We start from the raw sequence: 26,693 nt of genomic DNA, 5'->3' as shown, positions 1-26,693 counted from the left end.
GAGTGTAGCTATCCGGGGTGAGAGCGGGAGCTACAACAAGCCCTTGAACAGTGGGGCGCTGCCCCACTGTTCAAGGGCACGCGCTGCGCGCGGTCGGCTAATGAAGAGCGCTTTCGCGTCAGTAGTAATACCGCAACTGCGCCACCAGCAAGGCATCACCTTCCACCTTGTAGACCATGCGGTGCTCCTCGGTGATGCGGCGCGACCAGAAACCCGCCAGGGCGTGCTTCAGGGGCTCGGGCTTGCCCATGCCGTCGAAAGGTTCGCGCTGGGTTTCGCGGATCAGCTTGTTGATGCGCTCCACCATGCGGCGGTCCTGCTTCTGCCAGTAGAGGTAGTCCCCCCAGGCCGCCTCGGCAAAGACCTGCTTCACTCGGCCAGCTCGCGTTCCTGGCCGCCACCGGATGACAACTCCATCACCGCAGTCAACAGGCGCCGGGCGTTGGCTGGGCTGCGCAGCAGATAGGCGGTCTCTTCGAGCGACTGGTAGTCTTCCAGCGACAGCATCACGACCGACTGCTGCCCGCTGCGGGTGATGATCACAGGCTCGTGGTCGTTGCACACCCGGTCCATCGTGCTGGCCAAGTGGGCGCGGGCGGCAGAATAGGTGATGGCATCCATGCGGAACTCCTTGTACAAATTATTGTACATGCTTCGTGGCGCGCTGGGTCAGACTTGCTGAGCCCCCCGCTCCGCCGCCCGCTTTGCAAATTCCGCCCGCAGAGCCTTGAGCTTCTCGCGCGGGTCTTCCTTCATGGTCTTCTCGTCGAGCTTCATTTCGCCGATGAAGCGGCTGGGGATGCCGGTCACGAACTCGCGGCCCTTCTTGCGGCGCTTGAGGGTGCTCACCACCAGCGTGGTGCGCGCGCGCGTGATGCCCACGTACATCAGCCGGCGCTCCTCTTCCAGGCGCTGCGGCGTCATGTCCTCGTCTTCGCTCTTGAAGGGCAGCAGCCCCTCGTTCACCCCGGCGAGGAAGACATGCGGCCACTCCAGGCCTTTGGAGGCGTGCAGCGTGGACAGCGTGACCACGTTGGTGTCGCCGCCGCGCTCGGCCAGGCTCAGGATGACCGAAATGGTCTGCGCCACGTCGAGTACGCTCTGGCGTTCGGTCTCGGTGGTGGCGCCGCCCTCGGTCTGCAGCTCGCCGCCGCAGCGCCGCGCAATCCAGTCGATGAAGTCGAGCACGTTCTGCCAGCGGCTGGCCGCGAGCTTCTCGTTGTCTTCGCCGTCATACAGGTGCTGCTCGTAGCCGATGTCCTTGAGCCAGTCCATCAGCGCGGGCTTGGCGGCCTCGGCACCCACGGTGTGGCGGAAGCGGTGCTCCAGGTCGTTCACATAACGGCCGAACTCGTGCAGCGCCCCGATGGCGCGCGAACTCACCGCGCTGGACAGCGAATCGGCGAACAGGGCTTCGAACAGGCTCACGCGCCACTTGCCCGCGAACTCGCCGAGCTGCGCCAGCGTCTGGTGGCCGATGCCGCGTTTGGGCGTGGTCACCGCGCGCAGGAAGGCGGGGTCATCGTCGTTGTTCACCAGCAGGCGCAGCCAGGCGCACAGGTCCTTGATCTCGGCGCGGTCGAAGAAGCTCTGCCCGCCCGACACCTTGTACGGAATGTTTGCGCGGCGCAGCGCCTGCTCCAGCACGCGCGCCTGGTGGTTGGCGCGGTAGAGGATGGCGAAGTCGCTCCACTGGACCTCGCCGCCCTGCGCACGCAGGCCCTGGATGCGCGCCACCGCGCGCTCGGCCTCGTGCTCCTCGTTGTCGCACTCCAGCACGCGCACCGGCTCGCCCTCGCCAAACTCGCTCCAGAGCTTCTTCTCGAAAATCTTGGGGTTGGCCGCGATCACGTGGTTGGCCGCGCGCAGGATGGCGCCGGTGGAGCGATAGTTCTGCTCCAGCGCAATGACCTTGAGCTGCGGGTAGTCCTGCGGCAGGCGCTTGAGGTTCTCGATGGTGGCGCCACGCCAGCCGTAGATCGACTGGTCGTCGTCGCCCACCGCGGTGAACATGCCCCGCTCGCCCACCAGGGCCTTGAGCAGTTCGTACTGCACGGCGTTGGTGTCCTGGTACTCGTCCACCAGCACGTAGCGCAGCGTGTCCTGCCACTTGGCGCGGGCCTCGGCGTCGCGTTGCAGCAGCTTCAGCGGCAGGCCGATCAGGTCGTCGAAGTCCACCGCCTGGTAGGCCACGAGGCGTTCTTCATAGAGCTTCATCACGCGGGCGGCCACGCGCTCGTCCTCGTCCTTCGCCACCTGGGCGGCCCCTTCGCTGTCGAGCCCCTGGTTCTTCCACAGGCTGATGGTCCACTGCCAGCGCCGCGCCGTGGCCGCGTCGGTGGTGCCGCCGGCATCGCGCAGGATGGACAGCACGTCGTCACTGTCGAGGATGGAGAACTTCTCCTTCAGTCCCAGGCGCGGACCGTCGGTGCGCAGCAGGCGCACGCCCAGGCTGTGGAAGGTGCTGATCACCAGATGCTGCGCCGCCTTGGCGCCCACCAGGCCGCGGGCGCGTTCGCGCATTTCCTCGGCCGCCTTGTTGGTGAAGGTGATGGCGGCGATTTGGCCCGGGGCGTAGCCGGCCTGCAGCAGCCGCGCAATTTTGTGGGTGATCACCCGCGTCTTGCCCGAGCCGGCCCCGGCCAGCACGAGGCAAGGCCCCTGCAGGTGGTGGACGGCTTCGAGCTGGGCGGGATTGAGAGACGGTGGGGTAGACGACACGGGGCGCCATGATACCGGTCGGACTTTTTCAGGCGGACGTCAGGCAGACCGGGCGCCGGCTTGCGATACTGCGCGCCGCATGCAAGCCATCTTCGAAGTCACCTTCCCGTTTTTCGCCCTGGTGCTGTGCGGCTATCTGGCCGCGCGCCGGGGCGTGCTGCCCGAGGCGGCGATCCCGGGGCTGAACATCTTCGTGCTCTTCTTTGCGCTGCCGTGCATGCTGTTCCGCTTTGGCGCGAGCACGCCCTTTGCCGAGCTGGTCAACCCGGTGTGGCTGGGCCTGTACATCGCCTGCGCGCTGCTCATCGTCTTCGTTACCGTGGCCCAGTCGCTGGCCAGCGGCGTGAACCTGAAGGACTCGGCCTTCGGCGCCCTGGTGGCGGCCTTCCCGAACACCGGCTTCATGGGCGTGCCGCTGATCGTGGCGCTGATGGGCGAGCGCGCGGCCGGCCCCGTCATCGTCACCATCCTGGCCGACCTTTTCGTCACCAGCTCGATCTGCCTGGCTTTGGCGCAAAGCGGCGGCGGCCACTGGCGCGAAAGCCTGGGCAAGGCCCTGCGTGGCGCGCTGAGCAATCCGCTGCCGTGGTCGATCGCCGCCGGAGCGGCGGTGTCGCTGACCCAGCTCGGCCTGCCTGGCCCGGTGGACCGCATGATCGGCATGCTGGGCAACGCGGCCTCGCCCGTGGCGCTGTTCACCATCGGTGCAGTGCTGTGGCGTTCGCAAAAGAATTTGACGCAGTCCACGCCAGCGTCCGATTACGCCCCCATCGTCTTCATCAAGCTGGTGGTGCACCCGCTGCTGGTGTTGGCCGCCGGCCTCGTGGCCCTGCGCCTGGGGCTACCGCTGGACACCTTTGCGCTCACTGCGCTGGTGCTGGCCGCAGCCCTGCCCTCGGCCAGCAATGTCTCCCTGCTAGCCGAACGGTTTCACGCCGACAACGGGCGCGTCGCCCGCATCATCCTGTGGTCCACGGCGCTGGCTTTCCTCAGCTTCTCGCTGGTCGTGCGACTCTTTGGTGTCACACCGGCTCGGTAAAGATAGCTTTTCACTATCTTTAGCTTCAAAAAGATCGATTTCCACTAAGCGTTTGGGGCGCCTATTCTTTCATTGCTGCCTTTTATTGATAGTCACGCAGCGATAGTCATTTGAAGGAGCCCGCCTTGTCTGACGCCATCCTGGAAGTGCTGGCCGCGCTGGCGCTGGCCGCCTGAGACACCGACACCCGCAGCCACGAGCCGGCCCTGGCCACTCGTGCCGCTGGACTTTCACCCCCACAAGGAGATCGCTCATGAATGCGCATAACAAATGCCCCTTCCACGCCGCGGCCGGCCACGGCACGACGAACCAGCAGTGGTGGCCTCAGCAGTTGCGCCTGGATCTGCTCAACCAGCATTCGGAAAAGTCCAATCCCTTGGGCAAACACTTCAACTACCGCGAGGAGTTCAAGAAGCTCGACTACGCAGCGCTCAAGGCCGACCTCAAGAAGCTGATGACCGAGTCTCAGGACTGGTGGCCCGCGGACTTTGGCAGCTATGCCGGCCTGATGATCCGGATGGCCTGGCACAGCGCCGGCACTTACCGCATGGGCGACGGACGCGGCGGCGGCGGGCGGGGGCAGCAGCGCTTTGCGCCGCTGAACTCATGGCCTGACAACGTGAATCTCGACAAAGCGCGTCGCCTGCTGTGGCCGATCAAGCAGAAGTATGGTCAGAAGATTTCCTGGGCCGACCTGATGATCCTGGCGGGCAACGTGGCGCTGGAGTCCACGGGCTTTCGCACCTTCGGCTTCGGGGCAGGCCGAGAGGACACCTGGGAGCCCGACCAGGACGTGTACTGGGGCCGCGAGACCACCTGGCTGGCCGACGATCAGCGCTACAGCGGGCAGCGCGAGCTGGAGAACCCCTTGGCGGCCGTGCAGATGGGCCTGATCTATGTGAACCCCGAGGGACCGAACGGCAACGGCGACCCGGTCTCGGCGGCCAAGGACATCCGCGAGACTTTCGCCCGCATGGGCATGAACGACGAGGAGACCGTCGCGCTGATCGCCGGCGGCCACACCATCGGCAAGACGCACGGCGCCGGCCCGGCCCAGCATGTCGGTCCGGACCCGGAGGCCGCGCCGCTGGAGGCGCAAGGTCTGGGCTGGAGCAGCTCCTACGCCAGCGGCAAAGGCGCCGACGCCATCACCTCCGGCCTGGAGGTCACCTGGACGACCACGCCCACGCGCTGGAGCAATGACTTCTTCGAGATCCTGTTCAAGTACGAGTGGGAGCAGACCACCTCGCCGGCCGGCGCCATCCAGTGGGTGGCCAAGGGTGCTGACGCGATCATCCCGGGCCCCACGCCGGATGCCCCCAAGCGCAAGCCGACCATGCTCACGACCGACCTGTCGCTGCGCTTCGACCCGGCCTACGAGAAGATCTCGCGCAAGTTCCTGAACGACCCGCAGGCCTTCGCCGACGCCTATGCGCGCGCTTGGTTCAAGCTGACCCACCGCGACATGGGCCCCAAGGCCCGCTACCTGGGCCCCGAGGTGCCGAAGGAAGACCTGATCTGGCAGGATCCGCTGCCCGCGCCGGTGCACCAGCCCACCGCGGCCGACATCGCCGACATGAAAGCCAGAATCGCGACCTCCGGCATCTCTGTGTCGGAGCTGGTGACGACCGCCTGGGCCTCGGCCTCCACCTTCCGTGGGAGCGACAAGCGCGGCGGTGCCAACGGGGCGCGCCTGCGCCTGGCTCCGCAGAAGGACTGGGAAGTCAACCGCATCGCTGCCAAGGTGCTGCCCAAGCTGGAGGCTCTCCAGAAGGCCTCGGGCAAGCTATCGCTGGCCGATGTGATCGTGCTGGCCGGAGGCGTGGGCATCGAGAAAGCCGCCCAGGCGGCCGGCTTGTCGGTGGAGGTGCCCTTCACGCCCGGCCGCGTGGATGCCGGCCCCGAGCACACCGACGTCGAGGCCTTCAAGCATCTGGAACCCTTTGCCGATGGCTTTCGCAACTACCTGAAGGCCCGGTCGGAAGTGCCCGCCGAGCACCTGCTGGTAGACAAGGCCCAGTTGCTCACGCTGACCGCGCCGGAGATGACCGCGCTCATCGGTGGCCTGCGCGTGCTGGGGGCCAACCACGACGGCAGCAAGCACGGCGTGTTCACCACCCGCCCGGGTCAGCTCACGAACGACTTCTTCGTCAACCTGCTCGACATGGGCGTGGAGTGGAAGCCCGTGGGCGACCACTTCGAAGGCCGCGACCGCAAAACGGGCGACGTGAAGTGGACCGGCACCCGGGTGGACTTGGTGTTCGGCTCCAACGCGGTGTTGCGGGCGCTGGCCGAGGTCTACGCCCAGGCCGATGGCCAGGAGAGGTTCGTGCGCGACTTCGTGGCCGCCTGGACCAAGGTGATGAACCTCGACCGCTTCGACCTGGCGTGAGATTTTGCCCACTGCAGCGCGGGGCCTTTGCGGCCCTGCGTTGACAGCGCCCCCCCGAATCGCCAACACTGGTTTCATATGTTCTCCGCCACGACTTCACTGCTGCTTCTAGCGCTACTGGCCGCCTCCGTGCTGGCTGGTATGGGTCGTGCCCGGTCCCTCAAGCCGCGTCGAGTCCGCTTCAAGGACACCCCGCGTCGCTGAACATCCCGGTTCCTCCCGCACAAAGGCCAGCTTCCCCGCTGGCCTTTTTGTTTTCCGTCGATCTTTCTGCCCTCCGAGGTCCACCATGCTCCAGCACCCCGAACGCAAGTACCGTCCCTTCGCCCCGGTGAACCTGCCCGACCGCACCTGGCCGAACCGGGTTCTCACGAAGCCACCCATCTGGATGAGCACCGACCTGCGCGACGGCAACCAGGCTCTGTTCGAGCCCATGGACGGCCCCACCAAGCTGCGCCTGTTCCAACTGCTGGTGCGCATCGGCTTCAAGGAGATCGAGGTGGGCTTCCCCTCGGCGTCGCAGACCGACTTCGATTTCGTGCGCCGGCTCATCGAGGAAGACCTCATCCCCGAGGACGTGAGCATCGAGGTGCTGACCCAGGCCCGCGAAGACCTGATCGCACGCACCTTCGAGTCGCTGCGCGGGGCGCCGCGCGCCATCGTGCACCTGTACAACGCCACCGCACCGACCTTCCGCCGCATCGTCTTCCAGATGAGCCCAGCGCAGGTGCGCGAGCTGGCCGTGCACCACGCCCGGCTGATACAGCAATACGCCGCACGCCAGCCCGAGACGCAATGGACCTTCCAGTACAGCCCCGAGGTGTTCAGCGGCACCGAGCTGGAGGTGGCCAAGGACGTGGTCGATGCCGTGATGGACGTATGGCAGCCCACGCCGCAGCACAAGGCCATCGTCAACCTGCCCGCCACGGTGGAGATGAGCACGCCCAACGTCTACGCCGACCAGATCGAGTGGATGCACCGGCACCTGAGGCGCCGCGACAGCCTCGTGCTGAGCGTGCACCCGCACAACGACCGCGGCACCGCCGTGGCGGCCGCCGAACTGGCGGTGATGGCCGGCGCCGACCGCGTCGAGGGCTGCCTCTTTGGCAACGGCGAGCGCACCGGCAACGTCGATCTCGTCACGCTCGCACTCAATCTCTACAGCCAGGGCGTGCACCCGGGCCTGGACTTCTCGCAGATCAACGAAGTCGCCCGCACCGTGGAGGACTGCACCCAGTTGCCGATCCACCCGCGTCACCCCTACGTGGGCGACCTGGTCTTCACCGCCTTCTCGGGCTCGCACCAGGACGCCATCAAGAAAGGCTTTGCCGCGCAGCAGCCGGACGCGATCTGGGAAGTGCCCTACCTGCCCATCGACCCGGCCGACGTGGGCCGCAGCTACGACTCGGTGGTGCGCGTGAACAGCCAGTCGGGCAAGGGCGGCATCGCCTTCCTGCTGGAAACCGCCCACGGCCTGGTGATGCCACGCCGTGCCCAGGTCGAGTTCAGCGGTGTCGTGCAAAAGGTCGCGGACGAGACGGGCGCAGAGCTCACCGCCGCCCAACTGTGGTCGATCTTCCAGAACGAGTACCTCAAGCGCGACACCCCGGTGAAGCTCGTGGCCCATCACAGCGTGGAGGACGGCGCGCGCGTGCGCGTGCAGCTCGAGCTCGACGTGAACGGCCGCCGCGTGCGCCGCGAAGGCCTGGGCAACGGCCCGCTCGACGCGGCCGTGCACGCCCTGGGCCTGCCGCTGCGCCTGGACGCTTACGAGGAGCGCGCCATCGGCTCGGGGTCTGATGCCCGCGCCATCGCCTTTGTGGAGCTGGCCCACCCCGACATCGCCGGCGCCCGCTTCGGTGTGGGGCAGGACATGAACATCGTCACCGCCTCCATCCAGGCCGTGATCTGTGGCGTGAACCGGCTGGCCGAACGCCACCCGGCGGTGATCGACACGCTGGCCGCCGAGCCGGCCGACGCGCGGCGGGTGGCCTGAGACAGCCAGCGGGCCGTCAGACCTGAGGTCTGCGGTCTGCGCAGACGGTCCGCGGGCTCGGATAATGCCCGTTGGCCGCGCCCGCCTGTACGCCCACGGCGTCTGAGCACGCATCCTCCTCGCCCGCTTGCTGGGTCGGACCGTGGGCCCGCAGGCGCGCGTGGGGCACTTTCGGTCCGGCGCGGCTGAACCCTGCCAACGCCTGACGCATGCGACCCGACCCTTCCGACCCCCTGTCCATCCAGCTCTACGACCAGCCCGGCCACCTGATCCGCCGGGCCCACCAGATCGCGGTGGCGCATTTCCACGAGGCCCTGGGCCGCGACGTGACGCCGGTGCAGTACGCCGTGCTGCGCATGCTGCACGAGCACCCCGGCATCGACCAGGTCACGGCCGCCCAGATGGTGGCCCTGGACACCTCCACCACCGCGGACATCGCCGCCCGGCTGGAAGCCAAGGGCTGGATCGTGCGCGAGCTGCTGCCGCGCCGCCAGCGCCGGCTGCTGCTCACGCCGGCCGGGCAGGCCCTGCTGGCCGAGCTCACGCCCAAGATGCACCGGATGCAGCAACGGCTGATGGGCCGCCTCGACCCGGCCGAACAGGCCGAGTTCATGCGCTTGCTGCGCAAGTTCGTCCACCTCGACGACCCGCCGCCCCCGGGACAACCCTAGGCCACGGCCTCTCCCACGCAGCCGTGGATCGCAGTACACTGGATCCACATTCAGCATACTGAATGACATCCCGTCCCCTCACCCTGCGAGGTCGCCCCATGTTTCTGAAGAACACCTGGTATGTCGCCTGCACCCCGGACGAGATCGCCGACCAGCCCCTGGGGCGCACCATTGCCGGCGAGCCGCTAGTGATCTACCGCGCCGCCGAGGGCGTGACGGCGCTGGAAGACTTCTGTCCCCACCGCGGCGCGCCGCTGTCGCTGGGCCGGGTGTGCGAAGGCAAGCTGGTGTGCGGCTACCACGGCCTGGAGATGGGCTGCGACGGCAAGACCCTGGCCATGCCCAACCAGCGCGTACGCGGCTTCCCCGCCATCCGTGCGTACCCGGCAGTGGAGCGGCATGGCTTCATCTGGGTGTGGCCGGGCGACGCGGCCCGGGCCGATGCGGCGCTGATCCCCGATCTGCCCTGGGCGCAGAACCCCGAGTGGGCCTACGGCGGCGGCCTGTACCACATCCGTTGCGACTACCGGCTCATGATCGACAACCTGATGGACCTCACGCACGAGACCTACGTGCACGCCAACAGCATCGGCCAGAAAGAGATCGACGAGGCCACTCCCGTGACCACCGTGGAGGGCGAGCACGTCATCACCCGCCGCCACATGGAGGGCATCATCGCCCCGCCCTTCTGGCAGATGGCCTTGCGCGGCCACGGCCTGCCCGATGACCAGCCAGTGGACCGCTGGCAGATCTGCCACTTCACCCCGCCCAGCCACGTGATGATCGAAGTCGGCGTGGCCCTGGCCGGCCGCGGCGGGGTCCATGCCGACCCGAAGGACAAGGTCTATGCCATCGTGGTGGACTTCCTCACACCCGAGACCGACACCACGATGTGGTACTTCTGGGGCATGGCGCGGCACTTCCAGCCGCACGACGCGGCCCTCACCGCCAAGATCCGCGAAGGCCAGGGCAAGATCTTCTCGGAAGACCTCGCCATGCTCGAGGGCCAGCAGGCCAATCTGTCGCGCCACCCGGGGCGCAAGCTGCTCAGCCTGAATACCGATGCCGGCGGCGTGCAGGCCCGGCGCATCCTCGACCGCCTGATCGCCGCGGAACGCGGTGAGCCGGTGGCCGCGGCTGCCTGAGGTTCCCATGAGCACCGCGCCTGCTTCGTTGCGCGTGCGTGTCGCGCGCAAGGCCGTCGAAGCCGAAGGCATCTGCAGCTTCGAGCTGGTGTCGACCGACGGCCGGCCGCTGCCGGCGTTCTCGGCGGGCTCGCACATCGACGTGCATCTGGGCGCGGGCCTGGTGCGCCAGTACTCGCTGTGCAACGACGCCGCCGAGACCCACCGCTACCTCATCGCCGTGCTGAAAGACCCGGCCACCCGCGGCGGCTCGCGCGCCATGCACGAGCAGGTGCACGAGGGCGACGAGCTCACCATCAGTGCGCCGCGCAACCACTTCGCGCTGGCGCATGAGGCCAAGCACCACCTGCTGCTGGCCGGCGGCATCGGCATCACGCCGCTGCTGTGCATGGCCGAGCGACTGGCTGCCACGGGCGCGGCGTTCACGATGCACTACTGCACCCGCTCGCGCGCACGAACGGCCTTTGCCTCGCGCATCGAAGCCTCGGCCTTCGCCACGCAGGTGCACTTCCACCACGACGACGGTCCGGCCGAACAGCAGTTCCGGCTCGACGCCGTGCTCGCGGCCGCCGACGAGCACACCCACCTCTACGTCTGCGGCCCCAAGGGCTTCATGGACGCGGTGCTGGGCGCGGCGCGTGCGCGCGGCTGGGCTGAGGCGCGGCTGCACTACGAGTTCTTCTCGGCCGAGCCCGTGTCCACCGAGGGCGACCGTGCCTTCGAGGTGGTGCTGGCCAGCTCCGGCCGCGTGGTGCCGGTGGCCGCCGGGCAGACGGTCGTGCAGGCCCTGGCCGCCTGCGGCGTGGACGTGATGGTCTCGTGCGAGCAGGGCGTGTGCGGCACCTGCCTCACGCGCGTGCTCGAAGGCGAGATCGACCACCGCGACGTCTACCTCACCCCCGAGGAACAAGCCGCGGGCGACCAGTTCACGCCCTGCTGTTCCCGCGCGAAGTCGGCCCGGCTGGTGCTGGATCTTTGAGCTTCGTCATTGCATTCGAGACTGATTCTCATTTAACATCCAGCTTCTTTTCAGCCAACGTCAGCCACACCAAGGCCCTTATTCGGCCAAGCGACGCGTCAGCCAGCGTGTTTTGAATGCGTCGATCGCGGCGATCGGGTGTGCGCCCCGACGACGCTCTTGTCGGAGTGTGTCCATCGTGTGGTGCCCCACCCCTCGTGTCGGAGCCTGGCTTGTGACGCTGGCTTCGTGGAGCCTGCTGACCGCTTGCGGCGGCGGCGAGACCCTGGAATTGAACAGCAGCGATCCGTCGCGTGCTGCGACCGTGCATGGCGTCGCCGCCATGGGTGCGCCCGTGGCGGGTGCCGAGGTCGAGGTGCGCTGCGTCTCGGGCGCTGCGCTCACCACCACCACTGATGCCCAGGGCGCCTTCCGCGTCACCGTCAGCGGCCAGCGCGCCCCGTGCGTGCTGCGGGTCCAGGCAGGCACCGTGGACAGCCAGCCGCAAGCCGACACCCTGTATTCCGCCCTCGCCAGCTTCGGGCGGGCCAATGTCACCCCCCTGACCGACCTGCTGCTCGCCCGCGTGGCCGAAGGCGATCCGGCGGCCTTCTTCGAGTCCTTCGCTGCCGGACCAGCCGCCCAACGCCTCAGCGCCTCGGCCTTCACCACCGCCCAGACCGCCTTGCTGCCCTACCTGCAGGCCCTGGGCGTCGACACCGCAGCCCTGGCCGACTTTCCGTTCGTCACGGGCGCTTTCACGGCCACGGCGGGCGACCCGCACGACGCGACGCTGGAGCACTTGCGCGAGCGCTTGGCGGCCAATGCTTTGAGCCTGCAGCGCGCCCGCTCCGATGTGGCCCTGCTGGCGATGCCCGGCCCCTGCGCCAATGCCACCGGCTTTTGCTGGCCCCTGGCCGATTACAAACTGCTCACGGAAAACCGCACCAACGACAAAGGCGAGCCGGAAGTGAAGTTTCATGAGCACGATGTGAACATCCATATCGATGCTCAGGGACAGTGGGTCAAGACGGTGGTCCTCAAGGCAGACAAGGTCGGCAAGGTCTTCCACTTCGACCTCACCCGCCCTCTGTCCTTCCTCGACAGCTATCGGCCGGGCCTGGGGTCGGACTGCAGCGCGCTCTTGCCGGCGGGTGAGAGCTGCTACCAAGCCGTCCACGGGGCCGTGCTGATGGTGTGCGGCGCCGCATTGGGCGACGATGTCGTGCTGATGCCGTCGGCGACGGTGCAAAAGGACAGCACCGACGAAGTGAAGAAAGGCGACCCCTCGGCCCTGCACGGTCTGCAATTCGAGCGCGTGGCGGCCTGCGCACCCACCGCCTCCAGGCTGGTCGTCGATGCCCTCGGTCAGGCCTGGGACGAGTCTGGCGCCCCCTTGGGCCCCATCGCCAACCTGATCGGCAAGACCGCCGACAAACGGCTGGAGCGCAAGTTCTGGCGCGTGAGCCACGCCGGCCAAACACGCTACGTCGGTATCGAGTCCGGCAACGTGGGCGGCCAACCCCAGTTTGCAGTGTGGGTGTCGCGATGAAAGCCCCTGCCCTTTTCGCGCGCGGCCCGCTGGCCGCCGCCACTTTTCTGTTGTTGATTCCCTCACTTCGGGCCCAGGGTCTGGATGAGATCGTCGTCATCGGGGCCCGCGAGGAAGTTCAGGCGCGCATCAGCGCCCCCAACCCGGTGGTGGTGGTGGGGCGCGACGAGATCGACAAGACCAACGACCTGACCCTGGGCGACTTCCTGCGTCGCCTGAGCGGCATGAGCTTCTCGGGCCCGGCCGGCAACATCAAGGACATCCGCCTGCGCGGCATGGACAAGGGCTACACCCAGATCCTGGTGGACGGCGAGCCCTGGCTGAGCAGCACCAAGGAGCGCCAGGTGCAGGTCGACCAGTTGCCGATGAGCATGGTCGATCGCATCGAGATCCATCGCAGCCCCCTGCCCGATCTGCCTTCCGATGGCATCGCCGGCACGGTCAACGTGATTCTGCGCCGCGTTGAGGGCTCCGAAGTCAACATCAAGGTCGGCGCGGGCCACACTTTCGGCCGCCAGGACCAGGAGCCTCAGGGCACCGTGCAACTCCATGTCACGCGCAGCTGGGAGAACGGCCTGGCCTTGGCGCTGCCGCTCAACCTCACCCGACGCCACGAACTCAAGACCAAGCCCAAGATCGTCGAGACCTTCGACGCGGCCACCGGCACCCGAACCGGTCTGAGCGAGGAGTTCGAGACCGAGAACAATCGCGTGCACGAATTCACCCTCGCCCCCCGGTGGGTCTATCGGCCCGACGACAGCGACACCTTCACGCTGTCGGCCTTCTACAACCTCAACGACGGCGCCAAGCGCAAGACCATCGACAAATACAGCTTCAGCGACCCGGCCAACGCCTCGGGCTTCCTTCCGGACGGCAGCGCCGATGAGGAAGAAGACAAAGACCGCACGACCAAGCGGCTGGCCGGTCAGTGGCAGCGGCGCGTGAGCGAATCGCTCACCACGCAGCTGGGTTGGGTGTGGCAGGCCGCCGAGGAAGACAAGGGCAAGTTCAAGGACAACTTCGACAGCGGGGGCTCGCTCACCAGCACCGAAACCGAAGACGCCCGTGTGCGCGCCCGCAGCCGCAAGCTGCACATCAGCACCCGCTACACCGGCTGGGATGCGCACGCCCTCGCAGTGGGTCTGGAGTGGCAGCGCGACGCGCGGGTGGACGCCAAACTGAAGAACGGGCGGCCCAGGTCAGCGAAACCTGGGACATCGACGAAACCCGCCAGGTTCTCTTCCTGCGCGATGACTGGGCCTTCGCGCCGGGCCATGTGGTGGCTGGGGGTGTTCGCGCCGAGCGCCGCGAGGCCGCATCGCTCGACCAAGATGGCCAACGCCGCGACGGCCGCAGCTTTGCGCTGAACCCCAGCGTGGCTTGGCGCTGGAGCTTTTTGCCCGGCTGGCGGCTGCGTGCGGGTGCGGCCCAGACCCTGAAGCCCCCCAAGTTCGACCAACTCAGCTCGGTGATCACCTCGGGCGATGGCTCCCTCGGCAGCCCCTATGTGGTGGGCAACCCCGACCTGAAGCCCGAGCGATCACGGGGCCTGGATCTCGGGATCGAGACCGACTTCCAAGGCCGCAACGGCTTTGCGGCGCTGAACGTCGGCGAGCGCCACATCCGCAACATGATCGCCAAGGAGACTCGGCTGGAAGCCGATGGCTTCTACTACAACCGGCACTACAACGTCGAAGGCACCAGCATCGTGCGCACCATCGAACTCGAGAGCCGCTTGGACCTGCGCGCCCTGGGCCTGCGGCATGTGGCGCTGATGGGCAACTACACGCGCTTCTTCTCGCGCCAGGCCGGCAGCTCCGCCCCCTTGTCCGACCAGCCGCACTATGTGGTCAACACCGGCATGGACTGGCGCGTGCCTGCGTGGAAAACGCTGTTCGGCTGGCGCTACAACTACCAGGGCAAGATCGTCAAGAAGAACACCGACATCGAATCGCCGCTGCGCCTGCTCGATGTGTTCGCGCATTGGGATATCGACCGCACCTGGTCGCTGCGCGTCTCGGGCGCCACCAACCTGCTCGACGCGCGCAAGACCAAGCTCAAGGAAACCTACAACAGCGCCGGCCGACTCACGGCGCGCACCCGCGAGCAGGAGGCGGGCGGACGCAGCCTGCTCGTCACCCTCGAGGCCCGACTCTGATGCCCACGAAAGGACCCGCCATGAAGACACGTTTCGGATCGTTCCGCGGCTGGCACATCTGGCTGAGCATCGCTCTGTCCCTGCCCATCCTCATCGTGGGCCTCACGGCAGTGTTCATTGCCCATGACAAGGCCCTGAACCTCAAGTCGCTGCACGTTCCGGCCGCCTGGTCGCCGATGTCGCAACCAGCCCAACTGCAGCGCACCGACACCGAGGTGCGCTCGCTCTGGGGCGATGCTGGCGGCACGCAGTGGCTGGGCAGCAAGATGGGCTTGTATCGCGTCGGCGCGGACGGCGTGCCCACACAGATCCTTGGCCCCTACGACGTGCGCGCCCTGCAAGGCGCGGGCACGTCGGTGCTGGTGGCAGCCAAGAACGGGCTGTGGCGGGTCGAGCCCGACGGGATCACGGCACAACGAGTCCACGAAGGCGAGTACTGGTCGGTGGCGGCCACGCCGCTTGGCCTGCTGGCCGTGCCCAAGGAAGCCGATGCTCAGATCAGTCTCGATGAAGGCCGCAGTTGGCAGGCCTGGCAGCCCGCCATCCAGGCCACCGAACAGCTCGCCACGACGATGGCGATGCAGGCCGAGACCGGTCAGCGCACGATCACCTTGTCCAAGCTCGTGATGGACCTGCACACCGGCAAGGCCTTCTTCGGCAAACGCTACGAATGGATCTGGATCGATCTCGTGGGCTTGGCCATGGTGCTGCTGACCGTCACGGGTTTGGTCATGTGGTGGCGCAGCCAGCGCCGCAAGGTCACGCAACTGCAGGCCAGTCAGCGTCCCGCCGAACTGCCTCAGGCGGGTTGAGCCCTCCCCGATGTGGCTCGCCTACGGCCTGCTGAGCGTCTCGGCGGCAACCCTGCTGTGGGCGGCCTGCGCTTTCGGGCTCGGCCTGGTCCAAGCCTTGCGCGGTCACCGACTCGACCAGCGCCGTCGGGCCGCTGCGCAGCCCCGGCCCTGGCGCGTGGTTGCGCGAGCCGACCACGGCCCTTATGTGCAGCTGTGGCTCCACCCCTGCCGTGGGCGCTGGCGCTGGTGGCCCGGCGGCGCGCGGGGGGGCCAGTACCTCACGCTCAGCGCTGCGTTGCCCGGGGGCTCCCAAAGCCGGCGTTATTCGCTGGCGGCGCTGCCTCGCTGGAGCTGGCGCCATCTGGCCTGGGTGTATGAGATCGCCGTCAAGCGTGAGCCCTCGGGGCTCGTCTCGCCCTGGCTGCACGACCACGCCCATCCCGCCACCACCCTGCTGGCCCTGCCTGCGGCCGGCCATTTCACCTGGCCTCCCACAATGACGGGTGAACAGGTGCTTGTGGCCGGCGGCATCGGCATCACGCCCATGCGCGCGATGCTGCAGGAGTGGCAGCGACGCGGCCGCCCGGTGCCCCTGACCCTGCTGTGGTCCGTGCGCGAGATCGGCGAATGGATGGACTACCGCGCCGAGTTCGAGGCGCTGGCAGCCGGCGACGACCGTCTGCGTTTCGTTGCGCTGTTCACGGGTCGAGACGAAGGCTGGTCAGGTCAGAGAGGCCGCCTCACAGGCGAGCACCTGCTGGCGCTGAGCCAAACCGGCCGCCCCGGCGCCGTGTGGATGTGCGCCTCGGCCCCGATGATGGACAGCCTGCGCCGACAACTCCTGGACGCGGGCCTGCCCGACGCACACATCCACTTCGAAGCCTTCGCCGCGCCCGCCAACCCGGACGCCACGACCTATATGCTGCACTGGGCTGGCCACAGCGAAGCCCTGCGCTTCAGCGGGCAACCCAGTGTGCTGGCCGCGCTGTTGGAACACGGTATTCCTGTCCGCCATGACTGCCGCAACGGTACCTGCGGACAGTGCGCCGTGCGCCTGTTGTCAGGCGAGGTGCGCGAGGTGATTCGACCCGAGTGGGACGTCCCGGCCGGACAAGTCCTGGCATGCTGCGTCGCGCCTCGGTCTGATGTGAGCTTGGCCAGTGTCGGCTCAACGCCTGGCTGAGGGCTGCTCGGCCCCGCCTCCCCGGGACCACCCCCCGCCCAACGCCTTGAACAGGTCCAACGCCGCGGTCAACCGCGCCAGTCGAGTCTGTGCCAGGGTGTCCTGGGCCGCAAACAGGGTGCGCTGGGCATCGAGCAGGGTGGCCAGGTCATCGACCCCCTCGCGGTAGCGGCGCTCGGCCAGTTGCAACGCCCGCTGAGCTTCCTCGCGGATGGTCTGCTGGGCCCGCTCCTGCTCGCGGTAGCGGGCTGACTGGGCGAGCGCCACCTCCACCTCCTGCAGGGCCGACAACACCGCGGCGCGGTAGCCCTCGACGAGCTGGCGGCGCTGGGACTCGTTGAGTTCGACCTGCATTTCGCGGCGCCCGCCGTCGAAGAGGGTCTGGGCGATCGAGGCGGCCAAGCTGGCGGTGCTGACCGGGTTGCTGAAGGACAACAAGGCCGCCGAGGCCAAGCCCGCCGAGCCCGAAAGCTCGAACGATGGGAACAGCGCAGCCCGCGCCGCATCCACGTTCGCATCGGCCGCCTCCAGGCGCGCTTCGGCCGCGGCCAGGTCGGGGCGACGCATCAACAACTCGGAGGGCAGGCCCGGGGCCACCTCGGGAATGACCAGGGCCGCGAAGTCCGCCTCGGGAACCCCATAGCCCTGGGGCGCACGGCCCAGCAGCAAGGCCAGCGCCCCCTCGGTCTGGCGCAACTGCTCCTGCAACGGCAGCAGCGCAGCGCGCTGGCTCAGCACCGTCGTGCGCTGGCGGCTCAGGTCCAGCGCCGAGGCCGCGCCGTTGCGGTAACGTACCTCGACGATGCTGAGCAGGCGCTCGGCCAGGGCGAGATTCTCGCGGGCAATGTCCAGGCGCACGCGCAGCGCCAGGGTCTGGAACCAGGCCTGGGCCACCCCTGCGGCCAGGCTGAGACGGGCGCTGTCCAGGTCGAACCGGCTGGCCCGGACACCCGCCTGGGCACTTCGGCGGCCGGCCGCCAGGCGGCCCCAGAGGTCCACCTCGTAGCTCACCGACAGCGAGGCGCTGGTCGATTCGCTGCGGCTCGACGGCCCCTGCCCGCCGTCGCTGCGGCGCGCCGAGGTGCCGGCGCCCGCACTGACGGTGGGAAACAGCGAGGCCCCGGCGCTGCGCAGCTGGAGCTCGGCCTGCACCACGCGCTCGGCCGTCTGCGCCAAATCGGGGTTGGCGGCCAGGGCTTCGTCGATGAGGTCGAGCAGCGGGGCCGCACCGAAGCTGCGCCACCAAGACCCTTCGGGCGCCGCCGTCGCGGCGACGGGGGTGGTCCAGGCGGGGGGCATCGCCAGCTCGGGTCGGGTGGCCGGGCCCTGGAGGGCACAACCCGCCAGGCTCAGAAATAGCGGCAAGGCCGCGATGCGCAGTCGAAACGGGAACACGGCACTCATGTCATTGGGCCGCCAGGGCGACCACGGGATCGAGGCGCGCCGCCTTGCGCGCCGGCAGAAAACCGAACACCAGCCCGGTGGCGAAGGCACAGCCGAAGGCCAGTAGCACCGGCGTGGTGGAAACCTGCACCGCCGGCCCGAAGGCCCCGACCAGCGCGGCCACGCCCAGGCCGACGCCCACGCCCACCGCGCCACCCAGGGCCGTGACCACCAGGGCCTCGATGAGGAACTGCTGCATGATGTTGCGTTCGCGCGCCCCCGTGGCCATGCGGATGCCGATCTCGCGCGTGCGCTCGGTCACCGACACCAGCATGATGTTCATCACGCCGATGCCGCCCACCAGCAACGAGATCGCCGCGATCGAGCCCAGCAGGATGGTCATGGTGTTGGCCGTCTGCTCGGTGGTCTCGATGACCGAGGCCATGTTACGGATCTGGTAGTCCACCACGCCATGGCGTTCGAGCAACAGCAGCTCCACGTCCTGCTGGGTCTGGTCGATGCGGCTCACGTCCTCCACCGCCACCGTCACGTTGCGCAGATGACGCTGCCCCGACACGCGCAGGCTGCTGGTCTCGAAGGGGATGAGGATGACATCGTCCAGATCCCAACCCGACGGCGAAGCACCGCGCTCGGCCATCACGCCGATCACCTGGAAGACGAGGTTGTTGACCAGCACGTGCTTGCCTAGCGGATCTTCGCCATCGGGAAAGAGCGCCCGCGCCACCGTCTGCCCGAGCACGGCCACGGCGGCGTAGTCGCGCGCATCGGCCTCGCTGAAGAAGATGCCGCGCTCCACCGGCCACTGGCGCGCCAGCGGGAACAGGTGCGAGGTGCCGTTGGCATAGGTCTGGAAGTCCTGGTGGCCAAAGCGCACCGTCACCGAGGTGTTCTGCTCGGGGATGGCCGCCAGCACATTGGGCACCTCGGCGTTGATGGCCACCACGTCCTCGTTCACCAACGTGGTGATGCCGCCACTGCCGCGCTGATTGGGCGCCCCGGGACGCACCAGCAGCAGGTTCGACCCCATCGCGCTGACCCGCTCGAGCACTTGCTGCTTGGCGCCGTCGCCGATGGCCATCATCACGATCACCGAGGCCACACCGATCACGATGCCCAGCAGCGTGAGCACCGAGCGGAAGACGTTGCTGCGCAGCGAGCGCCAGGCCATCTTCGCGGCCTCGACGATCTCGGCCGCCAAGGTGCCTTCGTGGCCCGGCGGCATCGGCGGGGCCAGGGCGGCGGCCTCGGTCGGGCCGCCCGCATGCGCCGCGGGCGCCGCGACGTGCCCCTGCTGCGCCCGGTCGGCGACGATGCGGCCGTCCCTGATCTCGATGATGCGCCGGGCATGGTCGGCCACCTCACGCTCGTGGGTGATCAGGATCACCGTGTGCCCGCGCTGCCACAACTCGGTGAGCAGTTGCATCACCTCCTCGCCCGTCTTGCTGTCCAGCGCCCCGGTGGGTTCGTCGGCCAGCACGATGCGCCCGCCGTTCATCAGCGCGCGGGCAATGGACACGCGCTGCTGCTGTCCGCCCGAAAGCTGGCTGGGTCGGTGGTGCAGTCGGTCGGCCAGGCCCAGGCCGGCCAGCAACGCGCGCGCGCGCGCATGACGGCGCGCCGGCGGGCTGCCCGAATAGATCGCCGGCACCTCGACGTTCTCGGCCGCGGTGGCGCCTGCGATGAGGTGATAGCTCTGGAAAACGAAGCCGAACTCCTCGCGGCGCAAGCGGGCTCGCTCGTCGGCATCGAGCGAGCCCACCTCGCGTCCCTGGAAGCGGTAACTGCCCGCCGTGGGCCGGTCCAGACAGCCCAGGATGTTCATCAGCGTGGACTTGCCCGAGCCCGAGGCGCCCATGATCGCCACGAACTCGCCCTCGTGGATCTCGAGGTCGATGCCGTGCAGCACCTGCACTGCCGCCTCGCCGGCGTTGTACACGCGCGTGACGCCTGACAGCGCGATGAGCGGCGGCGCCGCGGCTGCCTGCGCGGCGGGCGACAGGGGAGCCTGGGGCTCGTACTTCATCGCCGCGGCATCCCCAGGCCGAGCGGGCCGGACGTCGGCCCCGACGTCCGCTCGGTGCCGCGCGCGCGGGCCGGACGTTCACCGGCGATGACTTCCTCGCCCACGCTCAGGCCAGACAGCACCTGCACCTGCACCCGATTGCTCACCCCGAGCTCGACGCTGCGCTCCTCGATGCGCCCTTGCGCATCGATCACGCGCACGAGACCCCGCCGCGGGGCACCCGGCTCGCCGGCCGCCCGGTGGCGCTCGCGCAGGGCCTGGCGCTGTTCCGAACTGAGCCGCTCCAGCGCTTGGCGGCGCTCGTCGGGCGTCATCGCCGCCAAGGCCTGCCGGCTGGGCAGACCATCGGCCACCGGGGTCAGCGCCGGGCCGTGGGACGCGCCCGCCGCGGCCGGCCTGCTCTCGCCCGCAGCGCGCCGCGCGGGGGCCGTCACGGCCGCCGCCGGCACCCACACCGCATCGCGGGCAGCCGCCACCACGAAGAACACCTGGGCGGTCATCTGCGTCATCAGCGTCTGGTTGGGGTTGGGCACGTCGAACAGGGCGTTGTAGAGCACCACGTTGTTCGTCACCGTCGGGGTGGGCTCGATCTTGCGCAGCTCGCCATGCCAGCGCCGGCCCTGCCCGCCCAGGATGGTGAAGTAGGCCGGCATGCCGAGGCGCAGCTTGCTCACGTCGGCTTCCGACACCTGGGTCTGCACCGTCATCGTCGACAGGTCGGCGATGCGCATCAGGATGGGCGCCGACTGGTTGGTGTTGAGCGTCTGCCCCCGGCGGGCGGTGATCGACACCACCGTGCCGTCCATCGGCGCATAGATCTTCGAGAAGCGCAGGTTGGCCTCGTCGGCGCGCAGTGTGGATTCGGACTGCTCGATCTGGGCCTTCAGCGCCTCGATCTGCGCACGCGCGGCCGCCAGGGCCGTCTCGGCCTGCTGCAGGGCCTCCTGGGTCGTGGCGTCAGCGGCCATCAGGTTCTTCTGGCGCTCGTACTGGATCTGCGCCAGCCGCAGCTGGGCTTCACGCTCGACCATGGTCGCGCGCTGATTGCGCAGCAATGCGCGGCGGGCGTCCACATTGGCCGCGTACACAGTCGCATCGATCTCGGCCAGCAGATCCCCCTTGGCCACGGTGCTGCCCACCTCGACATGGATCTGCTGCAACTGACCCGACACTTGCGCCCCCACGTCCACGTAGTCGCGCGGCTGCAGTGTGCCCGTTGCGGTGACGAGATCCTCGATGTCGCCTTGCTGCACCTTGACGATCTGATAGACCTCACGCGGATCGGGCGCACGGCCCAAGCGCAGCCAGCCCCACCAGGCCGCGCCGGCCAGCGCGGCCAGCAGGGCTCCTGCGAGGGCCCATCGGCCCCAGCGTCGAAAAGGGACAGTCGGCAAAACAAAGGACATGGTCGAACCGGGGGTAGGGTCTGTGGAGGGCGCAAGACGCCACAGCCGCGCTTGCAGCCTCCAGTGTGGCAGCCCTGCGTGAAGCGCGGTGACTGCAAGTCGGAAGTTTTGTAAAGCCCGGGGTCAAGTCCTCCCCACCGGCGGCCACGGCCCCGAGGCCGTCAGATTGCCAACGGATCGACGTCGACCGCCCAACGCAGCAGGCCCTTGTGCTCGCCGCGCAGCTCGTGCAGCCGGGGGCACCACTGCGCCAAGAAGCGCTGCAGCAGCGGCCGCGAGGCCGATTCCACCAGCATCTGGGCGCGCTCCACGTTGGCCACGCGCGGCACGCCCATCGGCACCGGCGGGTAGATCGTCACGCCCTCGGGGTCGCCAGCCAAGCCGGCAGCAGCCTCCAGCCAGGCCTGAGCCGCCTCCTGGCTGCGGGCCTCGGAGCGCAGCAGGGCCAGATGGGCGTGCGGCGGCAGCCCGGCCATCGCCCGCTCGGCCAACTGACTGGCCGCGAAAGCCTCGTAGTCGTGCGCGCGCAGGGCCTGGTACAGCGGATGAGTGGGATGCCAGGTCTGCACCAGCACCTCGGCGCGCGCCGCCTGCGCGGCATCGCGTCCGGCTCGGCCGGCCGCCTGCATCAGCAGGGCGAACAGCCGCTCCCCGGCACGAAAATCACTGGAGAACAGTGCCGCATCGGGGTTGACCACGGCCACCAGCGTCATGCGGCGGAAGTCGTGGCCCTTGGCCACCATCTGCGTACCCACCAGGATGTCCACCTCACCGGCATGCACACTCGCCAACCGGGCCTGCAGCGCTCCCTTGGCGCGGGTCGTGTCGGCATCGATGCGGGCCAGGCGCGCCGCGGGCAGGGCCTGGGCGAGCTGCTCTTCCAGCCGCTCGGTACCGCGGCCCACCGGCCGGATGTCGGGGTTGCCGCAGTCCGGGCAAGCCCGCGGCACCCGTTCCGTGAAACCGCAGTGATGGCAGCGCAGGCTGCGGTCGGCGCGGTGGAAAACCCGCCAGGCGCTGCAGTGCGGGCAGCCGCTCTTCCAGCCGCATGCCAGGCAATGCAGGACCGGCGCATAGCCGCGCCGGTTGAGCAGCACCAGGCTCTGCTCGCCGCGGGCCAGCCGCTGGGCCAAGGCGTCCAGCAACGGCGGGCTCAGGGCCTCGTGGTGGGCGGCCGAGCGCGGCACGTGGTTCAGGTCGATCAAGCGCACCGCCGGCAGCGCTGCGCCGCCGATGCGGCTGGGCATCGTCAGGCGCACATAGCGACCCCGCTCGGCCTGGTGCCAACTCTCCAGCGACGGGGTGGCCGAGGCCAGCAGCACCGGGCAGTCCTCCAGCCGACCGCGGTACACCGCCAGGTCGCGCGCCGAATAACGGGCGCCTTCCTGGCTCTTGTACGACGGGTCGTGCTCCTCGTCGACGACGATCAGGCCCGGCCTCGGCAGCGGGGTGAACACAGCCATGCGCGTGCCCAGCACGATGTCGGCCCGCCCCAGGTGGGCGGCCAGCCAATGGCGCAGCCGCTGGGCCGGCGTCAGGCCGCTGTGCAGCGAGACGATCAGCCGGTCGGGGAAGCGCTCGGCAAAGCGCTGTTCGAGCTGGGGGGTCAGGTTGATCTCGGGCACCAGCACCAGGGCCTGGCGCCCCGCCGCCAGTGCATCGGCCACTGCTCGCAGATAGACCTCGGTCTTGCCGCTGCCAGTGCTGCCGAACAGCAGCGCCGGCCGCGGCCCCGCCTCGCGCCAGGCCTGCAGGGCCGCGACCTGCTCGGCGGTGGGCTCGGGCACGGCCGGCACCGCCCCGCCGGTCGGACGCAGCCGCTCCAGGCGCCGCAGCCGCAAGGCGAGCTGTCGGTCGTCCAGCCGGCGCAGCTCCGGCGGCAAGGCCGCCAGCGCCACCTCGCCCAGGCTGCGCTGGTAATAGCCCGCCGCAAAGGCCACCAGTTCGCACCAGGCCGCCGGCAGCGGCGGCAGCGTCTCCAGCGCCGACATCACCGGCCGCAGCGCCACGCCGGGGTCGGGCGCCTCCTGCGCCGGCTGCGGCCAGACGAGGCCGCACACCGCACGCCGCCCTAGCGGCACCCGCACCAGCGTGCCCGGCGGCCAGGCCTTCGGGCTGCGATAGCTCAGCACGCCACGCAGCGCACTGTGCTGCGGTGCATCGACAACGACGGCCAGGATCAGGTCTTGAGACATCGACTTGGCGGCGAATCCTGTGTATCTGTCGAGAAAAGCTGCCTAAGCACTTGAGCGAAAAGCACTTTTCCAGGCATCCACAGAATCTGTGGACAACTTTGTGGGCAAGCTGAGAAAACGCACGCTAAGTGCTTGTGCCACCGTCGCTGCCTTGGTTTGATGCAGCGTCGGGCATGCGAATGAAACCTATATAAATCAATGACTTAGCCTCGACCCTCGGCCCAACCATGCTTCAGTGCAGCATGGACGCGGTTCGACGTGTTCATGCGCCAACTTGGGGATAAGTCAAGATGCAACGGAACAATTTCCGGGGTCATTCGGGTTGACCCGTGCGATGTGCGCAAAGCCTGTCAGCTCGCGGCGCGTTGCCGGCGCGAGTGGCGATGCACCGTCTCGACCAGCACCTGGACATGCTCGGGAGGCGTCAGCGGGCTGATGCCATGGCCCAGGTTGAACACATGCCCGGCCCAGCGGCCGTCGGGATCGCAGGGCGGTCCAAAGCTGTCGAGCGTTCGGATCACTTCAGCTTCGATGTGGGCCGGCTCGGCAAACAGCACGCTCGGGTCGAGGTTGCCCTGCAAGGCCACCCGGTCGCCCACGCGGCGGCGAGCCTGCCCGAGGTTCACCGTCCAGTCCAGGCCCACGGCCTCGGTGGGCAACGCGGCGATCTCCTCCAGCCACAGCCCCCCGCCCTTGGTGAAGACGATGCGCGGCACCACCCGGCCTTCGTGCTCGCGCACGAGCTGCTCCAGCACACGCCGCGTGTAGGCCAGGCTGAAGGTCTGGAACGCCCCGTCGGCCAGCACCCCCCCCCAGGAGTCGAACACCATCACCGCCTGGGCCCCCGCCTCGATCTGCGCGTTGAGGTAGGCGGCCACGGCATCGGCATTCACCGCCAGCAGACGGTGCATCAGGTCCGGGCGGCGGTACATCAGGCTCTTGACCAGACGGTAGTCGTCCGAGCCACCGCCTTCGACCATGTAGCAGGCCAGTGTCCAGGGGCTGCCGGAAAAGCCGATCAGCGGCACCCGTCCGGCCAGGGCCCGCCGGATCGAGCGCACCGCATCGAACACGTACTGCAGCCGCGCCATGTCGGGCACGACCAGCTTCGCCACGGCCGCCTCGTCGCGCACCGGATGCGCAAAGCGCGGCCCCTCGCCCTGGGCGAAGCTCAGGCCCAGGCCCATGGCGTCAGGCACGGTGAGGATGTCCGAGAACAGGATCGCGGCATCCAGGTCGTAGCGCTCCAGCGGCTGCAGCGTGACCTCGGTGGCCAGCGCTGGCGAGGTGGCCAGGCCCATGAAACTGCCGGCGCGCTCGCGTGTGGCCCGGTATTCGGGCAGGTAGCGGCCGGCCTGGCGCATCAGCCAGACGGGCGTGTGGTCGGTGGGCTGGCGCAGCAGGGCGCGCAGGAACTGATCATTGTGCAAAGGCGCGGTCATCGGGGGATTGTAAAAGTCGGGGCTGCCCCCATCGTGTGGCGCGTGGCAAGATCGCTCACCCTCCCCTCCGGAAGAAAGGTCATCATGAAACCTCTCCTGCATCGCCTGGGCCTGACTGCCCTCTTGCTGCTGGGCCTGGCCCTGAGCGGCTGCGGCTACAACGACTTCCAGCGCCTGGACGAGCAGGTCAAGGCCTCGTGGTCCGAGGTGCTCAACCAGTACCAGCGCCGCGCCGACCTCATCCCCAACATCGTCAACACCGTCAAGGGCGAGGCCAACTTCGAACAGGAAACCCTCGCCCGCGTGATCGAGGCCCGCTCGCGCGCCACCGCGATCCAGGTGACGCCTGAGACGCTCAACAACCCCGAGGCCTTCAACCGCTTCCAGCAGGCGCAGGGCGAACTGTCCAGCGCGCTGTCGCGCCTGATGGCCATCAGCGAGAACTACCCGACGCTGCGCGCCAACCAGGCCTTCCAGGATCTGCGCGTGCAGCTCGAAGGCACGGAGAACCGCATCACCGTGGCGCGCAACGCCTACATCAAGGCGGTGCAGGAGTACAACGTGCTGGCGCGCAGCTTCCCCACCAACCTGACGGCCATGGTCTTCGGCTACCAGGCCAAACCCAGTTTCACCGTGGCCAACGAGGCCGAGATCTCGCGCCCGCCGACGGTGGACTTCGGCGGCGGGGCCTCTCGCTGAACACGATGCGCCCCACCGTCCGATCGCGGGCCGTCTGGCCGGCCCTGCTCGGCACCCTGCTGGCCTGGCTGGCCCTGCTGGCCGCCGGCGCGCACGCCCAGGATCTGCGGCCCGTGCCCGCGCTCAGCGCCCGCGTGATTGACCAGACCGGCACCCTGCGCCCCGAGCAGCAGCAGGCGCTGGAAGCCAAGCTGGCGGCGTTCGAACAGCGCCACGGCAGCCAGATCGTGGTGCTGATCGTGCCCACCACCCAACCCGAGGACATCGCCGCCTATGCCTGGCGCGTGGCCGACACTTGGAAGATCGGCCGCCGCGAGGTGGGCGACGGGGTGCTGCTGGTCGTGGCCAAGAACGACCGCCGTGTGCGCATCGAGGTGGCGCGGGCCCTGGAGGGCGCCATCCCCGACCTGGCCGCCTTCCGCATCATCGACGAGTTCATCACCCCCGCCTTCCGCCAGGGCGATTTTGCCGGCGGCCTCGACACCGGGTTGGAGCACCTGATGGGCCTGATCCGCGGCGAGGGCCTGCCCCCGCCCCCCCAGGGGCGCCGGCACGGTGACACCCCACCCGGCCTGGGCGAGTGGCTGGCCTTCGTGCTGGTGGGCACGCCCATCGTGGCCGGGGTGCTGTCCGGCGTGCTGGGCCGGCGCCTCGGTTCCATCGCCACCGGCGGCCTGATCGGTGCCGTGGGCTGGTTCGTGACCGCCTCGCTGCTGCTGGGCCTGCTGATCGGCGGGGTCGCCCTGGTGCTGGCGCTGGCCATGGGCGGCGGCGGCTCACGACGCAGCGGCGGCCCCATCATCTGGGGCGGCGGCTCCGGAGGGTTCGGTGGCGGGGGCTTTGGCGGTGGCGGCGGCTTTGGCTCGGGAGGTGGGGGCAGCTTCGGAGGCGGGGGCGCCTCAGGAAGGTGGTGAG

20 protein-coding genes and 1 pseudogene are annotated in these 26,693 nt (G+C 68.8%); 13 read left to right on the top strand and 8 right to left on the bottom strand.

Translation table 11 applies throughout. The features are described 5' to 3' along the window. Positions 1-118: 118 nt before the first annotated feature. Genes ACK4ZD_RS10335 through ACK4ZD_RS10325 form a run of 3 tightly spaced genes read right to left on the bottom strand, consistent with a single transcriptional unit; the run spans position 119 to position 2,721 of the window. Positions 119-373, bottom strand: coding sequence for a Txe/YoeB family addiction module toxin (locus ACK4ZD_RS10335; protein ID WP_409661351.1), 255 nt, complete (start codon positions 371-373; stop codon positions 119-121). Further along, positions 370-621 carry a type II toxin-antitoxin system Phd/YefM family antitoxin gene (locus ACK4ZD_RS10330; RefSeq protein ID WP_409661348.1) on the bottom strand — a complete coding sequence of 84 codons (252 nt, stop codon included), beginning with the start codon at positions 619-621 and terminating at the stop codon, positions 370-372. Before ACK4ZD_RS10330 ends, ACK4ZD_RS10335 begins: the two co-directional genes overlap by 4 nt. Positions 622-669: 48 nt before the next feature. After that, positions 670-2,721 carry an ATP-dependent helicase gene (locus tag ACK4ZD_RS10325; RefSeq protein WP_409661345.1) on the bottom strand — a complete coding sequence of 684 codons (2,052 nt, stop codon included), beginning with the start codon at positions 2,719-2,721 and terminating at the stop codon, positions 670-672. 79 nt (positions 2,722-2,800) lie between these two features. Between ACK4ZD_RS10325 and ACK4ZD_RS10320 the strand changes: the two genes are divergently transcribed. From ACK4ZD_RS10320 to ACK4ZD_RS10270, 11 genes and pseudogenes are all read left to right on the top strand, one after another. Then, positions 2,801-3,760: an AEC family transporter gene (locus tag ACK4ZD_RS10320; protein ID WP_409661342.1), complete on the top strand. Its 960-nt coding sequence runs from the start codon at positions 2,801-2,803 to the stop codon at positions 3,758-3,760. A gap of 253 nt (positions 3,761-4,013) precedes the next feature. After that, positions 4,014-6,152: a catalase/peroxidase HPI gene (katG, locus tag ACK4ZD_RS10315; RefSeq protein ID WP_409661340.1), complete on the top strand. Its 2,139-nt coding sequence runs from the start codon at positions 4,014-4,016 to the stop codon at positions 6,150-6,152. Between the two features lie 289 nt (positions 6,153-6,441). Continuing rightward, positions 6,442-8,148, top strand: coding sequence for a 2-isopropylmalate synthase (gene leuA, locus ACK4ZD_RS10310; RefSeq protein ID WP_409661337.1), 1,707 nt, complete (start codon positions 6,442-6,444; stop codon positions 8,146-8,148). Between the two features lie 209 nt (positions 8,149-8,357). Beyond that, positions 8,358-8,819 carry a MarR family winged helix-turn-helix transcriptional regulator gene (locus tag ACK4ZD_RS10305; protein ID WP_409661334.1) on the top strand — a complete coding sequence of 154 codons (462 nt, stop codon included), beginning with the start codon at positions 8,358-8,360 and terminating at the stop codon, positions 8,817-8,819. Positions 8,820-8,917: 98 nt separating this feature from the next. Further along, positions 8,918-9,964, top strand: a complete 1,047-nt coding sequence (locus ACK4ZD_RS10300; protein ID WP_409661331.1) for a Rieske 2Fe-2S domain-containing protein — start codon at positions 8,918-8,920, stop codon at positions 9,962-9,964. Between the two features lie 7 nt (positions 9,965-9,971). Further along, complete coding sequence (locus ACK4ZD_RS10295) at positions 9,972-10,943, top strand: PDR/VanB family oxidoreductase (RefSeq protein ID WP_409661328.1); 972 nt, start codon at positions 9,972-9,974, stop codon at positions 10,941-10,943. Positions 10,944-11,157: 214 nt separating this feature from the next. After that, positions 11,158-12,474 (top strand): carboxypeptidase-like regulatory domain-containing protein, encoded by a 1,317-nt coding sequence (locus ACK4ZD_RS10290; RefSeq protein ID WP_409661325.1) that lies wholly within the window; start codon positions 11,158-11,160, stop codon positions 12,472-12,474. Further along, a pseudogene (locus ACK4ZD_RS10285) lies at positions 12,471-12,899 on the top strand (TonB-dependent receptor plug domain-containing protein); the annotation flags it as partial. The gene ACK4ZD_RS10290 and the pseudogene ACK4ZD_RS10285, both read left to right, overlap by 4 nt. A gap of 503 nt (positions 12,900-13,402) precedes the next feature. Then, positions 13,403-14,632 (top strand): TonB-dependent receptor, encoded by a 1,230-nt coding sequence (locus ACK4ZD_RS10280; RefSeq protein ID WP_409661322.1) that lies wholly within the window; start codon positions 13,403-13,405, stop codon positions 14,630-14,632. 20 nt (positions 14,633-14,652) lie between these two features. Then, a complete protein-coding gene (locus tag ACK4ZD_RS10275; RefSeq protein WP_409661319.1) occupies positions 14,653-15,444 on the top strand; it encodes a PepSY domain-containing protein in 792 nt (263 codons plus the stop codon). A 10-nt stretch (positions 15,445-15,454) separates the two neighbouring features. Beyond that, entirely contained in the window at positions 15,455-16,609 is a 1,155-nt protein-coding gene (locus tag ACK4ZD_RS10270) for a 2Fe-2S iron-sulfur cluster-binding protein (protein WP_409661316.1), read from the top strand. On the opposite strand, the gene ACK4ZD_RS10265 is transcribed toward ACK4ZD_RS10270, so the two are convergent. From ACK4ZD_RS10265 to hemE, 5 genes are all read right to left on the bottom strand, one after another. Then, entirely contained in the window at positions 16,595-18,013 is a 1,419-nt protein-coding gene (locus ACK4ZD_RS10265; protein WP_409661314.1) for an efflux transporter outer membrane subunit, read from the bottom strand. The genes ACK4ZD_RS10270 and ACK4ZD_RS10265 overlap by 15 nt on opposite strands. Position 18,014: 1 nt before the next feature. After that, entirely contained in the window at positions 18,015-20,036 is a 2,022-nt protein-coding gene (locus ACK4ZD_RS10260) for a MacB family efflux pump subunit (protein WP_409661312.1), read from the bottom strand. Further along, positions 20,033-21,442, bottom strand: coding sequence for an efflux RND transporter periplasmic adaptor subunit (locus ACK4ZD_RS10255; RefSeq protein WP_409661310.1), 1,410 nt, complete (start codon positions 21,440-21,442; stop codon positions 20,033-20,035). Before ACK4ZD_RS10255 ends, ACK4ZD_RS10260 begins: the two co-directional genes overlap by 4 nt. Positions 21,443-21,603: 161 nt before the next feature. After that, the gene (locus ACK4ZD_RS10250) at positions 21,604-23,637 is read right to left on the bottom strand and encodes a primosomal protein N' (protein ID WP_409661308.1); all 2,034 of its coding nucleotides are present in this window, start codon (positions 23,635-23,637) and stop codon (positions 21,604-21,606) included. A 350-nt stretch (positions 23,638-23,987) separates the two neighbouring features. Next, positions 23,988-25,079 (bottom strand): uroporphyrinogen decarboxylase, encoded by a 1,092-nt coding sequence (hemE, locus tag ACK4ZD_RS10245; protein WP_409661305.1) that lies wholly within the window; start codon positions 25,077-25,079, stop codon positions 23,988-23,990. An 84-nt stretch (positions 25,080-25,163) separates the two neighbouring features. Here hemE and ACK4ZD_RS10240 point away from each other — a divergent pair, with 84 nt between their 5' ends. Both ACK4ZD_RS10240 and ACK4ZD_RS10235 read left to right on the top strand, forming a co-directional pair. Continuing rightward, complete coding sequence (locus tag ACK4ZD_RS10240) at positions 25,164-25,778, top strand: LemA family protein (protein ID WP_409661303.1); 615 nt, start codon at positions 25,164-25,166, stop codon at positions 25,776-25,778. Positions 25,779-25,783: 5 nt separating this feature from the next. Further along, positions 25,784-26,692 (top strand): TPM domain-containing protein, encoded by a 909-nt coding sequence (locus ACK4ZD_RS10235; protein WP_409661300.1) that lies wholly within the window; start codon positions 25,784-25,786, stop codon positions 26,690-26,692. Position 26,693 lies beyond the last annotated feature (1 nt).

The organism is Caldimonas sp. (assembly GCF_046291045.1).
In the GTDB taxonomy this organism is placed as follows: Bacteria; Pseudomonadota; Gammaproteobacteria; order Burkholderiales; family Burkholderiaceae_C; genus Caldimonas.
Note: the sequence above shows the minus strand (reverse complement) of the source record. Positions and strands in the feature narration are given on the sequence as shown.

Coding starts and splice junctions, on each gene's coding strand:
- ACK4ZD_RS10295 (WP_409661328.1), top strand. CDS start 9,972: ATGAGCACCGCGCCTGCTTCGTTGCGCGTGCGTGTCGCGCGCAAGGCC.
- ACK4ZD_RS10260 (WP_409661312.1), bottom strand. CDS start 20,036: ATGAAGTACGAGCCCCAGGCTCCCCTGTCGCCCGCCGCGCAGGCAGCC.
- ACK4ZD_RS10240 (WP_409661303.1), top strand. CDS start 25,164: ATGAAACCTCTCCTGCATCGCCTGGGCCTGACTGCCCTCTTGCTGCTG.
- ACK4ZD_RS10270 (WP_409661316.1), top strand. CDS start 15,455: ATGTGGCTCGCCTACGGCCTGCTGAGCGTCTCGGCGGCAACCCTGCTG.
- ACK4ZD_RS10250 (WP_409661308.1), bottom strand. CDS start 23,637: ATGTCTCAAGACCTGATCCTGGCCGTCGTTGTCGATGCACCGCAGCAC.
- ACK4ZD_RS10275 (WP_409661319.1), top strand. CDS start 14,653: ATGAAGACACGTTTCGGATCGTTCCGCGGCTGGCACATCTGGCTGAGC.
- ACK4ZD_RS10235 (WP_409661300.1), top strand. CDS start 25,784: ATGCGCCCCACCGTCCGATCGCGGGCCGTCTGGCCGGCCCTGCTCGGC.
- hemE (WP_409661305.1), bottom strand. CDS start 25,079: ATGACCGCGCCTTTGCACAATGATCAGTTCCTGCGCGCCCTGCTGCGC.
- ACK4ZD_RS10305 (WP_409661334.1), top strand. CDS start 8,358: ATGCGACCCGACCCTTCCGACCCCCTGTCCATCCAGCTCTACGACCAG.
- ACK4ZD_RS10330 (WP_409661348.1), bottom strand. CDS start 621: ATGGATGCCATCACCTATTCTGCCGCCCGCGCCCACTTGGCCAGCACG.
- ACK4ZD_RS10300 (WP_409661331.1), top strand. CDS start 8,918: ATGTTTCTGAAGAACACCTGGTATGTCGCCTGCACCCCGGACGAGATC.
- ACK4ZD_RS10255 (WP_409661310.1), bottom strand. CDS start 21,442: ATGTCCTTTGTTTTGCCGACTGTCCCTTTTCGACGCTGGGGCCGATGG.
- katG (WP_409661340.1), top strand. CDS start 4,014: ATGAATGCGCATAACAAATGCCCCTTCCACGCCGCGGCCGGCCACGGC.
- ACK4ZD_RS10320 (WP_409661342.1), top strand. CDS start 2,801: ATGCAAGCCATCTTCGAAGTCACCTTCCCGTTTTTCGCCCTGGTGCTG.
- leuA (WP_409661337.1), top strand. CDS start 6,442: ATGCTCCAGCACCCCGAACGCAAGTACCGTCCCTTCGCCCCGGTGAAC.
- ACK4ZD_RS10265 (WP_409661314.1), bottom strand. CDS start 18,013: ATGAGTGCCGTGTTCCCGTTTCGACTGCGCATCGCGGCCTTGCCGCTA.